The 15,520-nt window shown below is 60.7% G+C and carries 18 protein-coding genes; 10 read left to right on the top strand and 8 right to left on the bottom strand.

What is annotated here, in order from left to right:
- The first annotated feature begins 41 nt into the window (after positions 1–41).
- Together E5X88_RS00925 and E5X88_RS00920 are read left to right on the top strand one after the other, a co-directional pair.
- Entirely contained in the window at positions 42–1,022 is a 981-nt protein-coding gene (locus E5X88_RS00925) for an alpha/beta hydrolase (protein WP_292157278.1), read from the top strand.
- On the top strand, positions 1,019–1,567 hold the full coding sequence (locus E5X88_RS00920) for a nuclear transport factor 2 family protein (RefSeq protein ID WP_292157276.1): 549 nt from the start codon (positions 1,019–1,021) through the stop codon (positions 1,565–1,567). Before E5X88_RS00925 ends, E5X88_RS00920 begins: the two co-directional genes overlap by 4 nt.
- A gap of 19 nt (positions 1,568–1,586) precedes the next feature.
- Here E5X88_RS00920 and E5X88_RS00915 read toward each other — a convergent pair whose 3' ends face one another.
- Entirely contained in the window at positions 1,587–2,414 is an 828-nt protein-coding gene (locus E5X88_RS00915; protein WP_292157274.1) for an AraC family ligand binding domain-containing protein, read from the bottom strand.
- Positions 2,415–2,511: 97 nt separating this feature from the next.
- Between E5X88_RS00915 and E5X88_RS00910 the strand changes: the two genes are divergently transcribed.
- Positions 2,512–3,684 carry an amidohydrolase gene (locus E5X88_RS00910; RefSeq protein ID WP_292157271.1) on the top strand — a complete coding sequence of 391 codons (1,173 nt, stop codon included), beginning with the start codon at positions 2,512–2,514 and terminating at the stop codon, positions 3,682–3,684.
- 132 nt (positions 3,685–3,816) lie between these two features.
- Here the strand turns inward: E5X88_RS00910 and E5X88_RS00905 are convergent, their stop codons facing one another.
- Together E5X88_RS00905 and E5X88_RS00900 are read right to left on the bottom strand one after the other, a co-directional pair.
- Positions 3,817–4,374: a hypothetical protein gene (locus E5X88_RS00905; RefSeq protein WP_292157268.1), complete on the bottom strand. Its 558-nt coding sequence runs from the start codon at positions 4,372–4,374 to the stop codon at positions 3,817–3,819.
- A complete protein-coding gene (locus E5X88_RS00900) occupies positions 4,334–4,633 on the bottom strand; it encodes a DUF1236 domain-containing protein (protein WP_292157266.1) in 300 nt (99 codons plus the stop codon). The genes E5X88_RS00905 and E5X88_RS00900 overlap by 41 nt, the downstream gene beginning before the upstream one ends.
- A gap of 334 nt (positions 4,634–4,967) precedes the next feature.
- Here E5X88_RS00900 and E5X88_RS00895 point away from each other — a divergent pair, with 334 nt between their 5' ends.
- Entirely contained in the window at positions 4,968–6,377 is a 1,410-nt protein-coding gene (locus tag E5X88_RS00895) for a sensor histidine kinase (protein ID WP_292157264.1), read from the top strand.
- On the top strand, positions 6,377–7,051 hold the full coding sequence (locus E5X88_RS00890; protein ID WP_292157646.1) for a response regulator transcription factor: 675 nt from the start codon (positions 6,377–6,379) through the stop codon (positions 7,049–7,051). The genes E5X88_RS00895 and E5X88_RS00890 overlap by 1 nt, the downstream gene beginning before the upstream one ends.
- 38 nt (positions 7,052–7,089) lie before the next feature.
- On the opposite strand, the gene E5X88_RS00885 is transcribed toward E5X88_RS00890, so the two are convergent.
- Together E5X88_RS00885 and E5X88_RS00880 are read right to left on the bottom strand one after the other, a co-directional pair.
- The gene (locus E5X88_RS00885; protein ID WP_292157262.1) at positions 7,090–7,623 is read right to left on the bottom strand and encodes a hypothetical protein; all 534 of its coding nucleotides are present in this window, start codon (positions 7,621–7,623) and stop codon (positions 7,090–7,092) included.
- A 615-nt stretch (positions 7,624–8,238) separates the two neighbouring features.
- On the bottom strand, positions 8,239–9,030 hold the full coding sequence (locus tag E5X88_RS00880; protein WP_292157643.1) for a DUF1236 domain-containing protein: 792 nt from the start codon (positions 9,028–9,030) through the stop codon (positions 8,239–8,241).
- Between the two features lie 237 nt (positions 9,031–9,267).
- Between E5X88_RS00880 and E5X88_RS00875 the strand changes: the two genes are divergently transcribed.
- Positions 9,268–9,573, top strand: coding sequence for a DUF982 domain-containing protein (locus E5X88_RS00875; RefSeq protein WP_292157259.1), 306 nt, complete (start codon positions 9,268–9,270; stop codon positions 9,571–9,573).
- A 334-nt stretch (positions 9,574–9,907) separates the two neighbouring features.
- Here E5X88_RS00875 and E5X88_RS00870 read toward each other — a convergent pair whose 3' ends face one another.
- A complete protein-coding gene (locus E5X88_RS00870; RefSeq protein WP_292157258.1) occupies positions 9,908–10,162 on the bottom strand; it encodes a DUF982 domain-containing protein in 255 nt (84 codons plus the stop codon).
- Positions 10,163–10,567: 405 nt separating this feature from the next.
- Between E5X88_RS00870 and E5X88_RS00865 the strand changes: the two genes are divergently transcribed.
- The 3 genes from E5X88_RS00865 (at position 10,568) to E5X88_RS00855 (ending at position 13,195) form a co-directional block, all read left to right on the top strand.
- A complete protein-coding gene (locus E5X88_RS00865) occupies positions 10,568–11,074 on the top strand; it encodes a hypothetical protein (RefSeq protein WP_292157255.1) in 507 nt (168 codons plus the stop codon).
- Positions 11,075–11,483: 409 nt separating this feature from the next.
- Entirely contained in the window at positions 11,484–12,521 is a 1,038-nt protein-coding gene (locus E5X88_RS00860) for a Gfo/Idh/MocA family oxidoreductase (protein ID WP_292157254.1), read from the top strand.
- A gap of 503 nt (positions 12,522–13,024) precedes the next feature.
- Positions 13,025–13,195, top strand: a complete 171-nt coding sequence (locus E5X88_RS00855; RefSeq protein ID WP_292157252.1) for a hypothetical protein — start codon at positions 13,025–13,027, stop codon at positions 13,193–13,195.
- Positions 13,196–13,869: 674 nt separating this feature from the next.
- On the opposite strand, the gene E5X88_RS00845 is transcribed toward E5X88_RS00855, so the two are convergent.
- The gene (locus E5X88_RS00845) at positions 13,870–14,268 is read right to left on the bottom strand and encodes a LuxR C-terminal-related transcriptional regulator (protein WP_292157250.1); all 399 of its coding nucleotides are present in this window, start codon (positions 14,266–14,268) and stop codon (positions 13,870–13,872) included.
- A gap of 47 nt (positions 14,269–14,315) precedes the next feature.
- Between E5X88_RS00845 and E5X88_RS00840 the strand changes: the two genes are divergently transcribed.
- Complete coding sequence (locus tag E5X88_RS00840) at positions 14,316–14,513, top strand: hypothetical protein (protein ID WP_292157248.1); 198 nt, start codon at positions 14,316–14,318, stop codon at positions 14,511–14,513.
- 147 nt (positions 14,514–14,660) lie between these two features.
- Here the strand turns inward: E5X88_RS00840 and E5X88_RS00835 are convergent, their stop codons facing one another.
- Entirely contained in the window at positions 14,661–15,200 is a 540-nt protein-coding gene (locus E5X88_RS00835) for an Hsp20/alpha crystallin family protein (protein ID WP_292157246.1), read from the bottom strand.
- Positions 15,201–15,520 lie beyond the last annotated feature (320 nt).

Below are 15,520 nucleotides of genomic sequence, written 5' to 3'. Positions count from 1 at the left end.
GTCGCGCCGCGCTTCTCGCTTCAAGCTAAAGGAGACTTGCGATGCTGAAAACCCTGACGCTGGCCGCGATGACCGCCGTCGCGTTCGCTGCCTCAGATGTCGTCGCCGGACCGCGCGTCGAACGCGTCACTTTCGGCGCACATGGCGAGCAGATCGTCGGCGACCTCTATCTGCCCGAGGATTTGGACGCGGCTAAACCTCGGCCCGCGCTGGTCGTGACCGGCGCTTGGATGACGGTGAAGGAGCAGATGCCGGCCCGCTACGCCCGCGAGATGGCCGACCGCGGGTTCGTCGCCTTGACCTTCGACTTCCGCGGCTGGGGCGAGAGCGGCGGCGCACGTCGCCAGTATGAAGATCCCGACGCCAAGATCGCCGATATCGAAGCGGCGGTCGCCTATCTCGCGACCCGGCCCGAGACCAGCAAGAACCGCATCGGCGGGCTCGGCATTTGCGCCAGCTCCGGCTATATGGTCACCGCCGCCAAAGATGCCGCGATCAAGTCGGTCGCCCTCGTCGCGCCGTGGCTGCACGATGCCGAGGTGGTCGAGCAGACCTATGGCGGTAAGGACGGCGTCGCCCAACTCGAAGCTGTGGGCGATGCGGCCGAGGCCGCGTATCGCAGCACCGGCAAACAGGCCTTCCTGCCCGCCGCCAGCCTGACCGACGACCGCGCGATCATGTTCAAGGTGCCTTATTACACCGAGACCGATCGTGGGATGATCCCGGCCTGGCGCAACGAGGCCGATCCGGCCTTCTGGCACGGCTGGCTGACGTTCGATGCGATCCAAGCTGCTCCGCGCCTGCATCAGCCCTTTATGATGGTGCATAGCGAGGCGGCTGCCATCCCGCAGGGCGCCCACAAATTTTACGCGCGGCTGAGCGGGCCGAAGCAGGAGCTGTGGCTCGATGACGTCACCCAGTTCGATTTCTACGACGGCGCCGCGCCGGTCAAAGCCGCGAGCGACGCCGTCGCCGCGCATTTCCGCGCCACGCTGGACAGTGCAGGGGAGGCGGGACAATGAGCCCCGTCACCCGCCGGCACGTCTTGGCCTCGGCAGTTTTCGCCGCGTCGATTGCCGCTGCACCCGCCTTGAGCGCCTCGGGGGCTGCGCTGACGGTCGAAGACAGGATCGCCATCGCCGAGGCAGTTGCCGGGATCGGCCTCTATGCCGACCTGCGCGAATGGAACCGCGTCAGGTCCTATTTCGCGGCCCGCGTGACGACCGACTACACCAGCCTTTTCGGCGGCGAGGTCGCGACTGGCGACCGCGACGCGTTGATTGCCCAGTGGCAAGGCCTGCTGCCGGGCTTCGACGCTACCCAGCATCTCATCACCAACATCGTTGTCGAAGGCGCGGGCAACGAGGCGATTGCGCGCAGCCATGTCCGCGCGACCCACTGGATCGACACCCGGTTCTGGACGGTCGGCGCGAGCTATCTCCACCGGCTGGTGCGCACGCCGGAAGGCTGGCGCGTCAGCGCCATCGCCATCCATCGCTTGTACGAGGAGGGCGACCGTGCCGTGCTGGCTGCCGCTGCGGACCGGGTGAGCGCAGGGAAGGAATGAGCAGCCGGCTGGTGAGCGCCTAGCCGCCCCTCCTGAACATGCCAGGCGTCATGCCGCGCGTAGCCCGGAACGTTCGGGACAGATGGCTCTGGTCGGCGAAACCCGCTGCCATGGCGGCGTCGGCGAGGCCGAGGCCCTGTTCGATCAAGGAACTGGCGCGACGCAATCTCCGGTCGCGGATATAGGCGGCGGGCGTCAGGCCAATCGCCTTCTTGAAATCCCGGATGACCTGGAACCGGGTGACGCGCGCGGCGTCGGCAAGTCGCTGCAGGTCGAGCTGCGAGCCAAGTCCGCGTTCGACAAGGTCCTCGTAGAGCGAAAACCTCTGTCGTGATCCCGAGCTTTCGACCTCCTCGGCCCGCCCGCTCCAATCGCCATGCCGAACGATGAGGCGCCTCAATGCGACGAGAAGCGACGCCTCGGCTTTCGTCGTATCCTGGGACGTCGAACCTTCATGGGCTGCCGCCAACGCGGCGGCGAGGCCGCTGTCTTCGATGATCGCGCGTGAGAAGACTGGAGCGCGGTCCTGGCCCAGCTCGCGGGCGACCGCCGTCATCAGCGGCACCGAGGGATAAAACGTGCGGTAGGCCCAGCCTTCGTCCGCGCCTTGTTCCCCGTCATGCCACTCCTCGGGATTGACGATGGCAATGGTGCCTGCCGGAGCGACAACGGTCTGGCGGCCGATGCGAATGCGTTCGCAGCCAGCCGTAATCAGCGCGATCACATAGGTTGGATGCGTATGCAGCTCGTAGCGATGCTGCGTGAAGCGCGCCTTGAACAGGCCAAGGTCAGGAAAGCAGGGATGGCGCCAGTATGTCCTGGTCTCTGTCGCGTGCACGTCTTTCATCCCTGCTGCGGTCAATCTGGTTCAAGACGCCTGTTGTGCGACTTTCTAATCCTGATTCCGGATCAAACCGCTCCTTATCGGCCGAAAGGAAAGCATCATGCTGCATAATGACCCTATCGCCGCGCTGACGCCAGAGGTCATAGCCTGGCGCCACCACATCCACTCCAATCCCGAACTCGGATTCAATGAGAACGAAACGGCGCGTTTCGTTGTTGAGAAACTGCGCTCCTTCGGCTTCGACGAGGTACATGAGGGGATCGGCGGCACCGGGGTTGTGGGTGTCTTGCGCAGCGGCACGGGCACACGCGCCATCGGTCTTCGCGCCGAACTGGACGCGCTTCCGGTGGTGGAGAAGACCGGCTTGCCCTATGCGTCTCGAAACGAGGGGGTGATGCACGCCTGCGGTCACGACGGCCATACCGCCATGCTGCTCGGCGCCGCCAGGCTGCTCAGCCAATCGCGCGCCTTCGAGGGCATCGTCTACTTCATCTTCCAGCCAGCCGAAGAAAACGAAGGGGGCAGCCTGCGCATGATCGAAGACGGCGTGTTCGAGCGCTTCCCGGCCGAGACGGTGTATGCCGTCCACAACTGGCCGGGCGTCAAGCTCGGCACGATCGCCGCCCGCGTCGGAGCGCAGATGGCGGCCGTCGACAATTTTGAGCTGACCTTCGAGGGGCTTGGCGCGCATGCCGCCATGCCCCAGCTCGGCGACGATCCGATCCTGGCCGCGGGGGCCTTTGTCCAGGCGGTCCAGCGCATCGTCAGCCGTTCGGTCGATCCGCAAACCGCGCTGGTCGTCAGTCTCACGCAGATCCATGGCGGCAATGTCGGCAACATCGTGCCCGGCAAGGTCTGGCTGCAAGGCACCTGCCGCTTTTTCGAGCCCGGTCATTCCGATCACTGCGAGAATCTGATCGGCGAGATCGCTCGAGGCATTGCCGCGGCCCATGCGCTCAAGGCCACGCTCGATTACAAGAAGGGTTATCCGCCGCTCATCAACACGGCTGACGCCACGGCCCGCGCCGTCGAGGCGGCCGCCGCCACCGTTGGGAGGGAGAACGTTTTGACCGAGTTCAGCCCCAGCCTCGGCTGCGAGGATTTCGCGTTCATGACCCGCGAGGCAGGCGGCTGCTACGCGTGGATCGGCGCCGGCGATGTCGGCCCAGGCGAGGGTCTGCATGGTGATCGCTACGTCTTCAATGACGAGATCGTGCCGACCGTGATGCGCTACTACGTCAATCTGGTCGAACAGACGCTTCCCGCCTTGTGAACCGTCAGTTCCGAAGGGAAGACTGATGGTTCAGCGAGACGTGCCGAGCTGAATGCGCTTGGTGGCCACAGGCTGGGAAATACAGGCTTCGCATGGCAAACGCCGGTCTCGCGGGCACCAGCGCGGCGTATCTCACCCGGCCGTGGCCACGAGTTGCGTTGCGCGAACGGGACGTTCGAGCGCTGCCTGCGCGGTGTCGGCCTGCTTTTCATCGACGTGCACCATCACGAAAATGACGCCTTGTGCAATGTTCGGCTCATCCGGCTTTTTGGCAGGATCGGCGGATGCCCGGAGAAGCCTGCCAGCAAAGCCGCCGCAGGCTGCGCCGACGAGGACCATGCCAGCCGCCGCTCCGACAGGATCAATGCCGGTGGCACCAAAAGCACCCAGACCGATTACCAGACCAGCCGCCGCGCCAAAAGCGGTACCGCCCGGGCCGCGCAAGGCAGCGCCGATTTCGTCGTCGTAGGGTCCGATGACGCTGATCTGTTCGTGAGAAACTCCTGCCGCCTGAAGCGCGGCAATGGCCCGCGCTGCCTGGTCGCGGGAATCGAAAAGCTTGCTGATTGTTCGCATTTGACGGCCCATAGCACAAACGTCGCCCGCCGCTCGTTTCGAAGCGGCGGGCTCCTCCTCCCTCGCGTTCAGGTCATTGAATGATTTTGACGATCCTGCGAGTGCCTGGATCAACGATAACGGTCTGATCGTCGATGACGACGTAGCGGTATTCGACGTCGGGGACTTCATAAAGCTCGACCGTATCGGGCAGCGTTGAGCCGATATTGAGCTCCACTCCAGGGATTTTCACCGATGCGAGCGGCTGCTTTTCCACATATTCCTTGATGACGGTCTCCTGTTCAGGCGCGATGATCACGTCCTGAGCGGCAGCGGCGCCGACACCTGCGAGCAGCAAAAACCCCGCGGCCGCAGTGGAAAGACGCATTGTCATAGTTGCCTCCTTGTATGTGATCTCTCTTGGCATCATCTTCGCGCCAGACGCACTCAAACATGAGACCGCCGCAAATGTTCCTTGGCCGGGCTTCGGTCCGATCCGAGACGTCCTGTCGTTGGACTTAAGTCTGACCTGCTGCGCGCAATGGGTCCGGATATCGAGCCGTCCGGAACCGCGCTCAACATGAGCGGTGGAACTTACGCAAAAAAATCGTCGGGTGCGGTTTTCCGTCTGGTCCGTAAGCGCTAAGTTCCCTAGCAATTGATCTGTGCAGATCAAAGATGGCGTCGCTTAGCGTCGCTCGACAACAGATTGGCCGGTTCGCTGGGATATGGCGCCATATAGAGCGACAAGACTGGTCGATCGATGGAATGCACTGTCGCTGGCCACTCAGTTTCTGCTCGCGGGCGGGCTATTCTCGCTGTCGGCGATGATCGTGGTGGGCATGTCCATGACAAGCCAGATAGAAGCCGCGGTCACCCGGAACTCGGCTTCCGCCACCGCTCTTTACGTCGACAGCGTTATTGCGCCGCTGCTCCCCGACATGCGCAGGAGCGAGGTGCTGGAGGAGAGCGTTGCCCATGCGCTGGATGAAACGCTGGGACAAGGCGCACTCGGCACAAGGCTCCAATCCTTCAAGCTCTGGCGCCGCGACGGAACCATCCTCTATTCAACCGACAAGAAATTGACCGGGAAGCGCTTTCCACCCAGCGACAACCTTCGGACCGCGTTCGCAGGTCACATGGTCTCGGAGTTCGACAAGCTCGATGACCTGGAGAGCCAGGCTGAGAGAGACAGTGGTTTGCATCTTCTAGAAATCTACAATCCGGTGCTTCAGCCGTGGTCGGGCGAAGTCGTGGCTGTTTTGGAATTCTACGAGATCGCCACCGATTTTGAAAAGGATCTCCGGCGGGCACTCGTTCGAACATGGTTCGATGTCGCTGCGGTTACCGCAATTTTCTTCCTCGGGCTTTCCGCGATCGTTTTTCGTGGCAGCCGTACGATTGACTCCCAGAGCCGCTCATTGAAGCAGCGCATTGCCGAACTTTCCAATCTGCTTGCTCAAAACAGAATGTTGAGGTTGCGGGTGCAGCGCGCTTCGCAGCGCGCCACGGCGCTCAACGAACGTTACCTCAGGCGCATCGGTGCGGATCTGCACGACGGGCCGGCGCAACTGGTTGCCCTCGCTGCGCTAGGGATCGACAGCCCTGTGCTTGCCGATCCTGCCACGCCGGCTGCGGCGCGCGCACGGGAACTGCGGACCGTCAAAGCCAATCTGGACGACGCCATGCGCGAAATCAGGAACATCAGCAAGGGCCTTGTGCTGCCGCATGTCGAGAATGCGGAGTTGACGGAAATCCTCGAGCTTGCCGTGCGAGCGCACGAAGAGCGGACCGGCGTCAAAGTAATGCTGTCCATGACCGGGGGGCACACACCCTTGTCTCCAGCGGCCAAGATCTGCATCTTTCGCTTTATCCAGGAGGCGCTGAACAACGGCTTCCACCACGCCGGAGGTGCCGGTCAATCGGTCGCGAAACATTTCGACGGGGAGCGCGTTTGTATCGAGGTTTCAGATACCGGCCAAGGTTTCGACCCAAAGATCGTCCATCCTGAAAGGCTGGGGCTCGTCGGGTTGCGTGAGCGGGTAGAAAGCCTCGGCGGCCAATTTGCCGTAACATCTTCACAGAATGGTACAGTGGTGAAAATGGTTCTCAACATAGCTGAAATGGGACAGGCATGATGCCAGCGGCCATAAAGCTCGCCGTCATCGACGACCATCCGCTGTTCAGGGAGGGCGTCGTGCGCACTCTCGACCAGATCGGCGGGTTCGAGATCGTCGCCCAAGGCAGCAGCAGGGATGACGCCTTGCGGATATCGGAAGACCTGCAGCTCGATATCCTTCTGATGGACATTTCGGTGCCTGGAGGGGGCCTGAGCGCGATCGAGCCGGCTCTGCAGCGGAACCCGGATCTGAAAATCGTGATGCTAACCGTCTCGGAGGAAAACCAGGACGTCATGACCGCCTTGCAGAGCGGGGCAAGAGGCTATGTCCTGAAGGGTGTCGGGTCGAGAACACTGGCCGCCATATTGCGCACGGTGGCGTTGGGCGAACGGTATGTTTGCCCGCAATTGTCGGCGCGTGTGCTGGTCGACTTGTCCACCCAGTCAACCGCGACCGCGAAAGTTGACGTGCTGGCCGAACTCACCAGTCGTGAAAGAGAGATCCTGACCCTCGTTGCCGCGGGATTGAGCAACAAGCGGATCGGTCTTCAGCTGAACCTGCACGAGAAAACCATAAAGCATCACATGACGCGCATTCTCGCCAAGCTTAATGTGAGCAACCGGACCGAAGCCGCGATGACATTGCGCGACGCGACCGAGCGTCAGCAGTCGCCTGTCCGCCACCCTGCATGAAGTTGCGGTGCGGCCGGATGGCTCGCCGCTTGTGAAACCTACTCGATCATGGCGAGCAGTCTTGACCGGTCGGAGCGCGTTGCCACGCGCCGAATGATGGTGCGGCCCTTGGCATCGCGCATTTCATAGTGGCCGCCATCGATGCGCTCGCTGAGCCCGTTGGAATGCACCACATCAAGGCTCGATCCGCGCACCTCAATCCGGTCTCCCGTGGTCGCGTTGATGTACAGTTTTGGTTTGGCCTTGGGGTTTACCGCCATGACCGGATTTTGGGGGGGATTGTCTTCCGATGATTTTGCTTTGTCCTTGCCGGTGGAGTTCGGATTCCCGGCGTTTTCAGAGTTCCCAGCATTTCCAGAATTCCCAGCGTTTCCGGAATTCCCAGAATTTCCGGAATTCCCAGAGTTTCCCTGGCCGCCATCCTTTGCCCAGGCGGCCTGCGGGCTGATCGTCAGTGACAATCCGTCTTGTGCCACACGGTAGGGGCTCACGGTGAGAATGAAGGTCAGCGCAGTAAGGCAGATGGCAATGCGAAGCCTTGGTCGCCGTATGGCCGGTGCCGTCAACAGCATGTTAGAATATCCTCTAACCGTCACAGCGCGCCTCGTATTCTGCCTGCTGTTTCGAATTCGCCCGAGCCATCTTCTGTGCCCTGCTGACACGCTTCCTTCACCATCAGGTGGTGTCAAGACCCACCAGTCTCATGGGGGGAGAAACCGGTGGGTCTAGCTGGCGCAGGAAGGGACTAATTACTGCGCAAGTGTGTAGCTTCAACGATCAGGCTCAATCAGCCGACAACAAGCCCGACGGACGCGACCCCGAACACCAAGCCAAGTAACGGAAAAGGCAGCCAAAGTGCTTGGTGAATGCTAAGGTCCATTGCAGCCTCCAGTCACAGGTTCGGCATCGCAACGACGCCTGCAGGAACTCGGTTCCTGAAAACGCCCCAACTAGGGCTTTTGCGATGGCAGTCCGGGACCAAAGCACTGCCTGCGCCAGCCCATGGTCGGCCAAGGGGCAGACTGAAGTCCTATCCTGGGTTTTTTTGGATAGGAAGGACACCATGAGAACAGCGGCGTAAATGGCTGTCGCCGTTCGATGAATGGAGATTGCCCTCCGACGTCGGTCGATGAGTGTTGAAGAGGTCCGCCGTGGGTGAGGCGAACCCCTTCACGCTAACAAGGACCTCAGGTCAGAATAAGCACGATCTCGAGCGTATCCGGGTCGACGATAACGATCCGGCCGTCAGCCAACACGAAATACTCATAGGATTCGTAAGCTGGGACGATTTTGACGATACGCGGTGGCAGACGATACAGTCTGACCTTGTCGCGCGGAACCTCGACGCCCACGGAGATGTCAAAATCGATGCTCGCGACCGGTTCGACCTTCTCCTCCTTCAGGATCTGAGTGATTTCCGTTTTCTGTTCAACGCTCACATTTTCGATCGAGCCGGTCGAAGTCTCGTCCTGTGGCTCAGCAGAGGTCTTGCCCTGAGTTTGCTGCTCGGTGGCGGCACCGGCCTCGCCCTGGGTCTGCTGCTCGGTCTGGACCTTCGCCTTGTCCTGCGCCTGCTGCTCGGTGGTAGCACTGGCCTTGCCTTCGGCCTGATCCTCCGGCTTGACCTTCATCTCGTCCTGGGCCTGTCGCTCGGTTGAGGCGCCCGCCTTGCCTTCGGCTTGATCCTCGGGCTTGACCTTCATCTTGTCTTGCGCCTGCTGATCGGTGGTTGCGCCGGCTTTGCCCTGAGCTTGCTCATCGGTCTGGATCTTCGCCTTGCCTTGAGCCTGCTCCTCGGTCGTGCTGCCGGTCTCGCCCTGGGCCTGTCCGCCCATCTTTGAACCGTTCGGGCAATCAGCCGTGCCGGGTGCGCAGCTGGTGCCGCCCGATTGGCTTTCGGCCGGCTGCTGTTCCTGAGCGAACGCTGCTCCACAGCCAACGCCGATGGCCAGCATGCTGGTGATCAGAACTTTTCTCATCATGAGACATCTCCTTCGAAAAAGTGTGTCCCTTCATGGGGAGAACCACCTCTGGAAAATTTTGTTCCAGGCGAATTGACCGGGTGGATGCGGTCAGAGCTTGTGGAACGAGCAGTCCTCGGCATTTCGAATTGATCTCCTTGACGGCAAAAAATGCTCTTCACATATTTCCCGCAGCCGTCGCTCACGGCTCTCTCATGGAAGCTCAAACACTCGTTCAGTTGAATGGAGGATCTAATGAACGACAGGACTTTCGACCGACCTGTTTTTGTCAAGAAAGGAGGAGGGGTCATGGTGGGGGAAATCGGATGCTTGGCTGATGCTTTCGAATTCCTGCAGGAATGGCCGAAGGATCGCAGAGGGCCAATCTTTAACGCAGCGTTCCGAGCTTGCCAGCGCGCCTACGATGGTCAAGTTCCCATTTCGGTTGCACGTGACGCTTTCGCCGGCTTTGCGAGATCGGCCAAAATCCTTGAGGACATCTCTGCAGCTATGCCCTGGATGACGGAGCCGAAAACCGGTCGCGGGGGCGTGTCAGCGTAACCGATGTAGTACCTGGCGAAGGATGGCCGGCGCCGCAGGGGCGGGGGAAGGTGGGGTTGCCTAGGTGGCGCCGGCCAAGCGGCGTTGGGATTCGCCGCGAAGAAAGAATAGCAAAATTCGCCGGATTGATTATGGCGTGATCGCGGAAGTTCGCCTGGCCTACACATAGCAGGCGCATCTCGATCCCTTATGACGTCGGACGATGGCCGCCGATTGCGGTGGTGTGCACGGTGAGCCGTGGCCGGGGTATCCCGCAATATTTGCTATAGGGAATCGATTATTAAACTTTCGCTCGAGCGATTGTCTGAACGAGGCTCGGCTTGACGGCGCCGGTCTAGATTTGTTCGCCGAGCAGGATCCTCGCATCCTTGGCCGCGACGATGAACGCTTGGCGCGCGACCCTTGGCGGCTTCTCGCCGCGGAAAACAGCAAGGCAGGCTTCGATCGCAGCGAGCCGCGTCTCGGAGGCTGGCGCCGGCCAGTCCCTCAGCAACACTTTAGCCGCGTCGGACACCGACAAAACAACCCGGTCGCGATCGATCCGGCCTGGTTGAACGACTATCGGCTTTCTGAAACGTCTCGTACGCACGACACTCTCCAAAGCAACGATACGTTAGCTGCGTCCGATCTTTTTCGCCACCCCAAATGTTAATTGCCGTCGGACTTGCAACTGCCCTGTGCAAGGTGACGTCACGAAGGTGATCTTCCAGCATCACGCAAGCGATCCGGGACCCCGCCAAAGAAATCGGCCGATTAACGTCTTAGGCTCGGTACGATCGCCTTGCACTGTCGGATTTGCCCTGCGCCACAGATAGCCGTTGCATAACGCTGTGCCGTTGCGCCGGCTCATAAGCGTTAAATCAAGATCGCAAGACGCTTTGGTAGCCCGGCGATTGGCGGCGGCTTGCTGAACAAGAGCGATGCATCAGTGCCGGCGGATGGAACATCTGCCGATAATTGCCGTTGATATGCTCATCAGGCGAAAGGGCTGCATATGTCAAAACTTCAGGCGGCAACTCCAGAGCAGTTGCAGCGGCTAAAGCTCGAGGCGTCGGCTTACTTTGGCCCGAAAATGCTCAATGAAGCATTGTTGCGCCTTTGCCAGGCTTGCGGAAGCGATAGCCTTGACCAGTTCGAGAAAACAACGGTCGATCAGATCGAGGCAATGCATGATGACGGTAGAGCCGACTTCGATGCACTGAAGGAATTTGCCATCGAACAGCTTTATGCCTGTGTTCGAGAGGTCAAGTCTTCACCGAAGCTGAAACAGCCTCTGAAGGAAACAAAAACCCGAAGGACAGCCGGTCGGTCGGAAGAGCCGGAAATCCTGGAAGATCAGTTGCAGGCCGGCCTTGAGGATTCCTTCCCCGCGAGCGACCCGCCTGCCGTGGTGTCCACAACGATATCCGGCGGGTCGAAAAAGCTGGTCGGGACTGACGAAGTCCTGAAAAAACAGCGAGAGCAGGCGGCTGAGAATAACAGCAGATCATCTTCGGGGTAGGGGAAGATCGCGGCCACCCGGCCGTTCGCCTCATTCGCTCTGGTCTATCGCATGAGGCGCCGGCTGGCTTTCGTTGCCGTTGGATATTATCACCACCAATATAATCACAATCCAGGTGACGAGACGAGGCATTGGGCGCTCCTTTCGGTGCAGAACAGTTCCGCCGGTCACCGGCATGGTGCCGTACCGCAAGCTTCGACGCGGTCGCGCAATCAGGGTTTCAACGGGAGGAACCGACATGAAATCCGGAATATTCGCTTTGAGCCGCCGCATTTTCGTCAAGGCTGGCGCAGCGGCACTCGCCATGCCGGCAATCGCCGGCCGCGTTCGCGCAAGATAAGTTCGTCTTCAAGATCGCCCACACCGAGGGCATCGGCAGGCCTCGCCGTATCGAAACAAGGATCCTCCCGTGAAGAAGACGCGCATCGCAATCGTGGGCCTCGGCATGGCGGTGACGCCGCATGCCCGCGGCTTGATGGACCTGTCGGACAGGGTCGAGGTGATCCACGCCTTCGCTCCGAGCGAGGCGCGCAGACGTGCTTTCGGCGAGACGTTCCCGTTCCCGCTCTGCGACAGTCTGGACACCATCCTGAATGACGGCAGCGTCGAGGCGGTCGCCGTCTTCACGCCCGCCAACACGCATCGCGACATCGCGATCCGCTGCGCCGAGGCGGGCAAACATGTGCTGATGGAAAAGCCGCTCGACATCACGACCGCCCGCGCCGAACAACTCGTCGCCGCCTGCCGTAAGGCCGGTGTCAAGCTCGGCGTCGTCCTGCAGCACCGCTTCCGGCCGGCGGGGGTGAGGCTGGCCGAGATTCTCGCGTCCGGCGAACTCGGCGCGATCGTCGGCTGCTCGACGGTGATCCGCCTTTGGCGGCCGCAGAGCTACTACGACGAGCCGGGGCGGGGTTCGTTCGCGCGGGACGGCGGCGGCGTGCTGATCTCGCAAGGCATCCACACGCTCGACCTAATGCTGAGCCTGGCTGGACCGATCGCCGAGGTGAGGGGATTCGCGGCGACCACGCCCGTCCACAGCATGGAGACAGAGGACATGGTCTGCGCCGCGGCGCGCTTCGCCAACGGCGCCTTCGGCACAATCGACGCGACGACGGCCGCCTATCCCGGCTTTCTCGAGGAGATCGTGCTAACCTACGCGAAAGGCACGGCCCTGGTGCGCGGCACCGAACTCTTAGTGCAGTTCCAAAACGGCCGAAAGATCGCGATCGAGCCGGACCGATCGGCTGGTGGCACCGGCGCCGATCCGATGGCCTTTCCACACGACTACCACCGTGCCGTGATGGCCGACTTCGTCGAGGCGATCCGCGCCGGCCGCGAGCCGAAGGTGACCGGCGAGGAGGCGCTCAAGGTGCATCGGCTGATCGATGCGCTGATCGAGGCCGGCAGGTCGGGCGGTTCTGTCCGCGTTGCCGGGGCGGAAGCATGAGCCGCCCGTTGCGTTTCGCAGCAATCGGGCTGGATCATCGCTACATCCAATCGCGCCGGCACCCGCTACATCGGCGCCAGCGGTGAGCCGCTCACCTACTTCCGCAACTTTCTCGCCGAAGTGCGCAACCGCACCGCGACGGCGGTGCCGTATGACCACGTGCTGACGGTTACCCGCCTCACCATCAAGGCACAGGCGGCAGCGACGAGTCCTTCCGGTCGAAGGCAGTCGCTCACCGGATGTGTGGCCAAGGCTTGCTCGTGAAGGTCGAAGCCGTCGCTGCGGGATCGCGCCGTTCCAAAGCTACCGGGGTCCCGCGCCATCTGCCGCGTTCCTTTGGTGGAGCTGACGTTTGTGGGCGGGATCAGACGTGGGCGAGTTCGAAGAGATCGAACTGCGGCTACCCGATGTGCGACTGAATTTTGTCGCGATACCTGCAAATCTGGCTGTGCTATGTTGGTACACAATGAACAGGGAAGCCGCTGCGGCTGCTTATGTGATGAGTGGATAAGCAGATCGCTCGCTTAAATATCGAGCATTTTCGACAGCTCTTGGCCGAGGAGCAAGATGAGGTCAAGCGGAAGACCCTGCTTGATCTGCTCGTGAAAGAAGAGGAAAAGCTCAGGAAAGCCGAGGAGGCCGATAGGGGAATAAACAGGCACAATAATAAATAGAGAAACGCGGCAACGCCGCTAAACCTCCTTGTTGGCAGGTTCCCATATTCTCCAATGGGTGGGTGAGATATCGACCCGCTCCTTCGTGGCCGATTTGATCCAGCCTGTCAGTATACGCCTGCAGGGAAAAACGAGGGCGTGAGCGCCGTCCCTGTCCATGACGGCCAATTCCAAATCCCGATCAAAAGGGGCAGTCGATATTGGTTGCCACATAGGTTTATTTTTGGACGGAAAGGAAAAGGCATCCTTGACGCAGGTCAAATCTGACGATCGGGCATCTTGCCTGCCGGGCACGGGAATGCCTTCCGAACGGCAGTCAGCAGTCGAGTTTCCTGTTATTGGGCCGCCACGTTCCGCAAGGTCTGCCATTTCATCATCTCGCTGCTGCGCAGGCCCGGCATGTGGATTGTGCCTTCTGCTTGGGGGTAGAGACGCACGGGGAAGATAGTCTCGATGGTGAAGCTGACGTCACCAGATCGAGACGACATTCTGCCTCTGCTTATGAGATCAATGGCGCAATATCTGAAATTACGAAATCCGGTTTGGTCCTTATGGGATTCCACCTAGACTGCTTCAGCAGACCTGCCATGCCTGTCCGCATCGCTGCAATATCAGCAAGCCCCGGACGGGCGGTCGAAAGGGGTGTGGAGGTAGCTTTGGGTGATGTCCTGCAATCAGCTCCGGCTCCCCGGATATCCCTTGTCGGCCAGCTCCAAAGCCATTGAAATCCGTACCAGCTCTGGCAAGTTGCTCGCTTGCATTTTGGACGTGATGTCGGCGCGGTGAACTTCGACCGTCCGCAAACCGATGCTCAGGTCATCGGCGATTGTCTTGTTCGGCAATCCGGCCACAACGCCCGTCAGAACCTGACGTTCCCTCTCTGAAAGTTGATCGAGCCGGGAGCGGATCGCCGCCAGGTCGTGGGCCTCCTCGGTGTCGGTATCGAACCGGTTCGCCGCTCGTTTAATGGCGTTGATCAGGACTTCATCCTCGAAGGGCTTCTCGATGAAATCACTCGCGCCTGACGAGACCGAGGGGCGACCGAAAGCGCGAGTCGCAGCATCGACATGCATCAAAATAGCTTTGGGCGGCCCGAGCTTGGGTGTAGGATGCTGCTGTCATGGACCGGTTCATTGCGCGTGCCAATATCGCCCATTTTCGGGATCTGCTCGCATGCGAGACCGATCCGGAACAACGGCGCGTCATCGAAGGCTTGTTGGCGTTGGAGCAGAAGAAGCTCGAGATAGCCGAAGGCCAAGCACGCGATCAGTCCCGCGAACCTGGCAGCCCAGGAAGTATTGCCAGACCATCGCGTTGATATGGCGCGGGGGCAACACAGCCCTAGGTCGAAATGTTGCTCGTTCCGCGACCCAGGTCTCAAATAAGCGCAGCTTGCAAATCGTCTTCTCTTAGAAGGTCTCAGCGCGCCGAACAGACGCGCTGAGACGATCAGTGGTCACGCCTATTACGCCGCCTTGACCGTGATCTTCTTCTCGGCCTTCTGAGCTTCGGCGGTCTTCGGCAGCTTCACCGTCAATACACCCTTGGCGAAACTCGCGTCGATCTTGTCGGCGTCGACCCCTTCGGGCAGCTGGAACGAACGCTGGAAGGAGCCGTAACGGCGCTCGGACAGATAGTAGTCCTTGTCCTTCTCTTCCTTCTCTTCCGTCTTCTCGCCCTTGATCGTCAGCGTCCGGTTGGCGAGTTTGATCTCGACATTCTTTTCGTCGATGCCGGGCAGTTCGGCCGTGATCTCATATTCCTCGCCCTTTTCGACAAGATCCATCGCCGGCGCGATCTGCCAATCCGCGTAGCGCAGCGTTGGCAATTCGCGGCCGAACAGGGAGCGTGCCGACGGCAGGCGAAAATCGAACGGATGGAAGTCATCGAACAGACGGTCGATTTCGCGACGCAGGCTCTCGAACGGGGCAGTCCAGCTGTCGGACCGGGCAGGGGCGGCAGTTTTTTCGGATTTCACAGGCAGTTTGGTGGCAGCTTCGGCCATGGCTTTATCCTCGAAAGTGGGTTGATCGACAGGTACCGCGGCCTACCCTTCCACCTTTAGGTCTCCCAAGAGGCGCTAGAGTTGGAGGCCAGCGGACCCGCTCGCCAGGTATCGCTGCCGGACTAGTCCATTGCTTCGCGAATCCGCGTTTTGCCACGGTCCATCGCGCCCGCGTCACCAAGTTCGGCTCGGCCTGACGAGAATTGCATCAAAGCCGATGCAGGGAGCAGGCTCATTGATTGACATCAAAGGCGACAGAAAATGTTTTCCGCTAGAGCGATGGAGATGCTCGAACATCAAGGGATAGCGCAACGGCGATC

The sequence above is a fragment of the Mesorhizobium sp. genome, assembly GCF_004962245.1.
GTDB lineage: Bacteria > Pseudomonadota > Alphaproteobacteria > Rhizobiales > Rhizobiaceae > Mesorhizobium.
The sequence above is the reverse complement of the archived record's forward strand: the minus strand, read 5'-3'. Positions and strand labels throughout refer to the sequence as shown.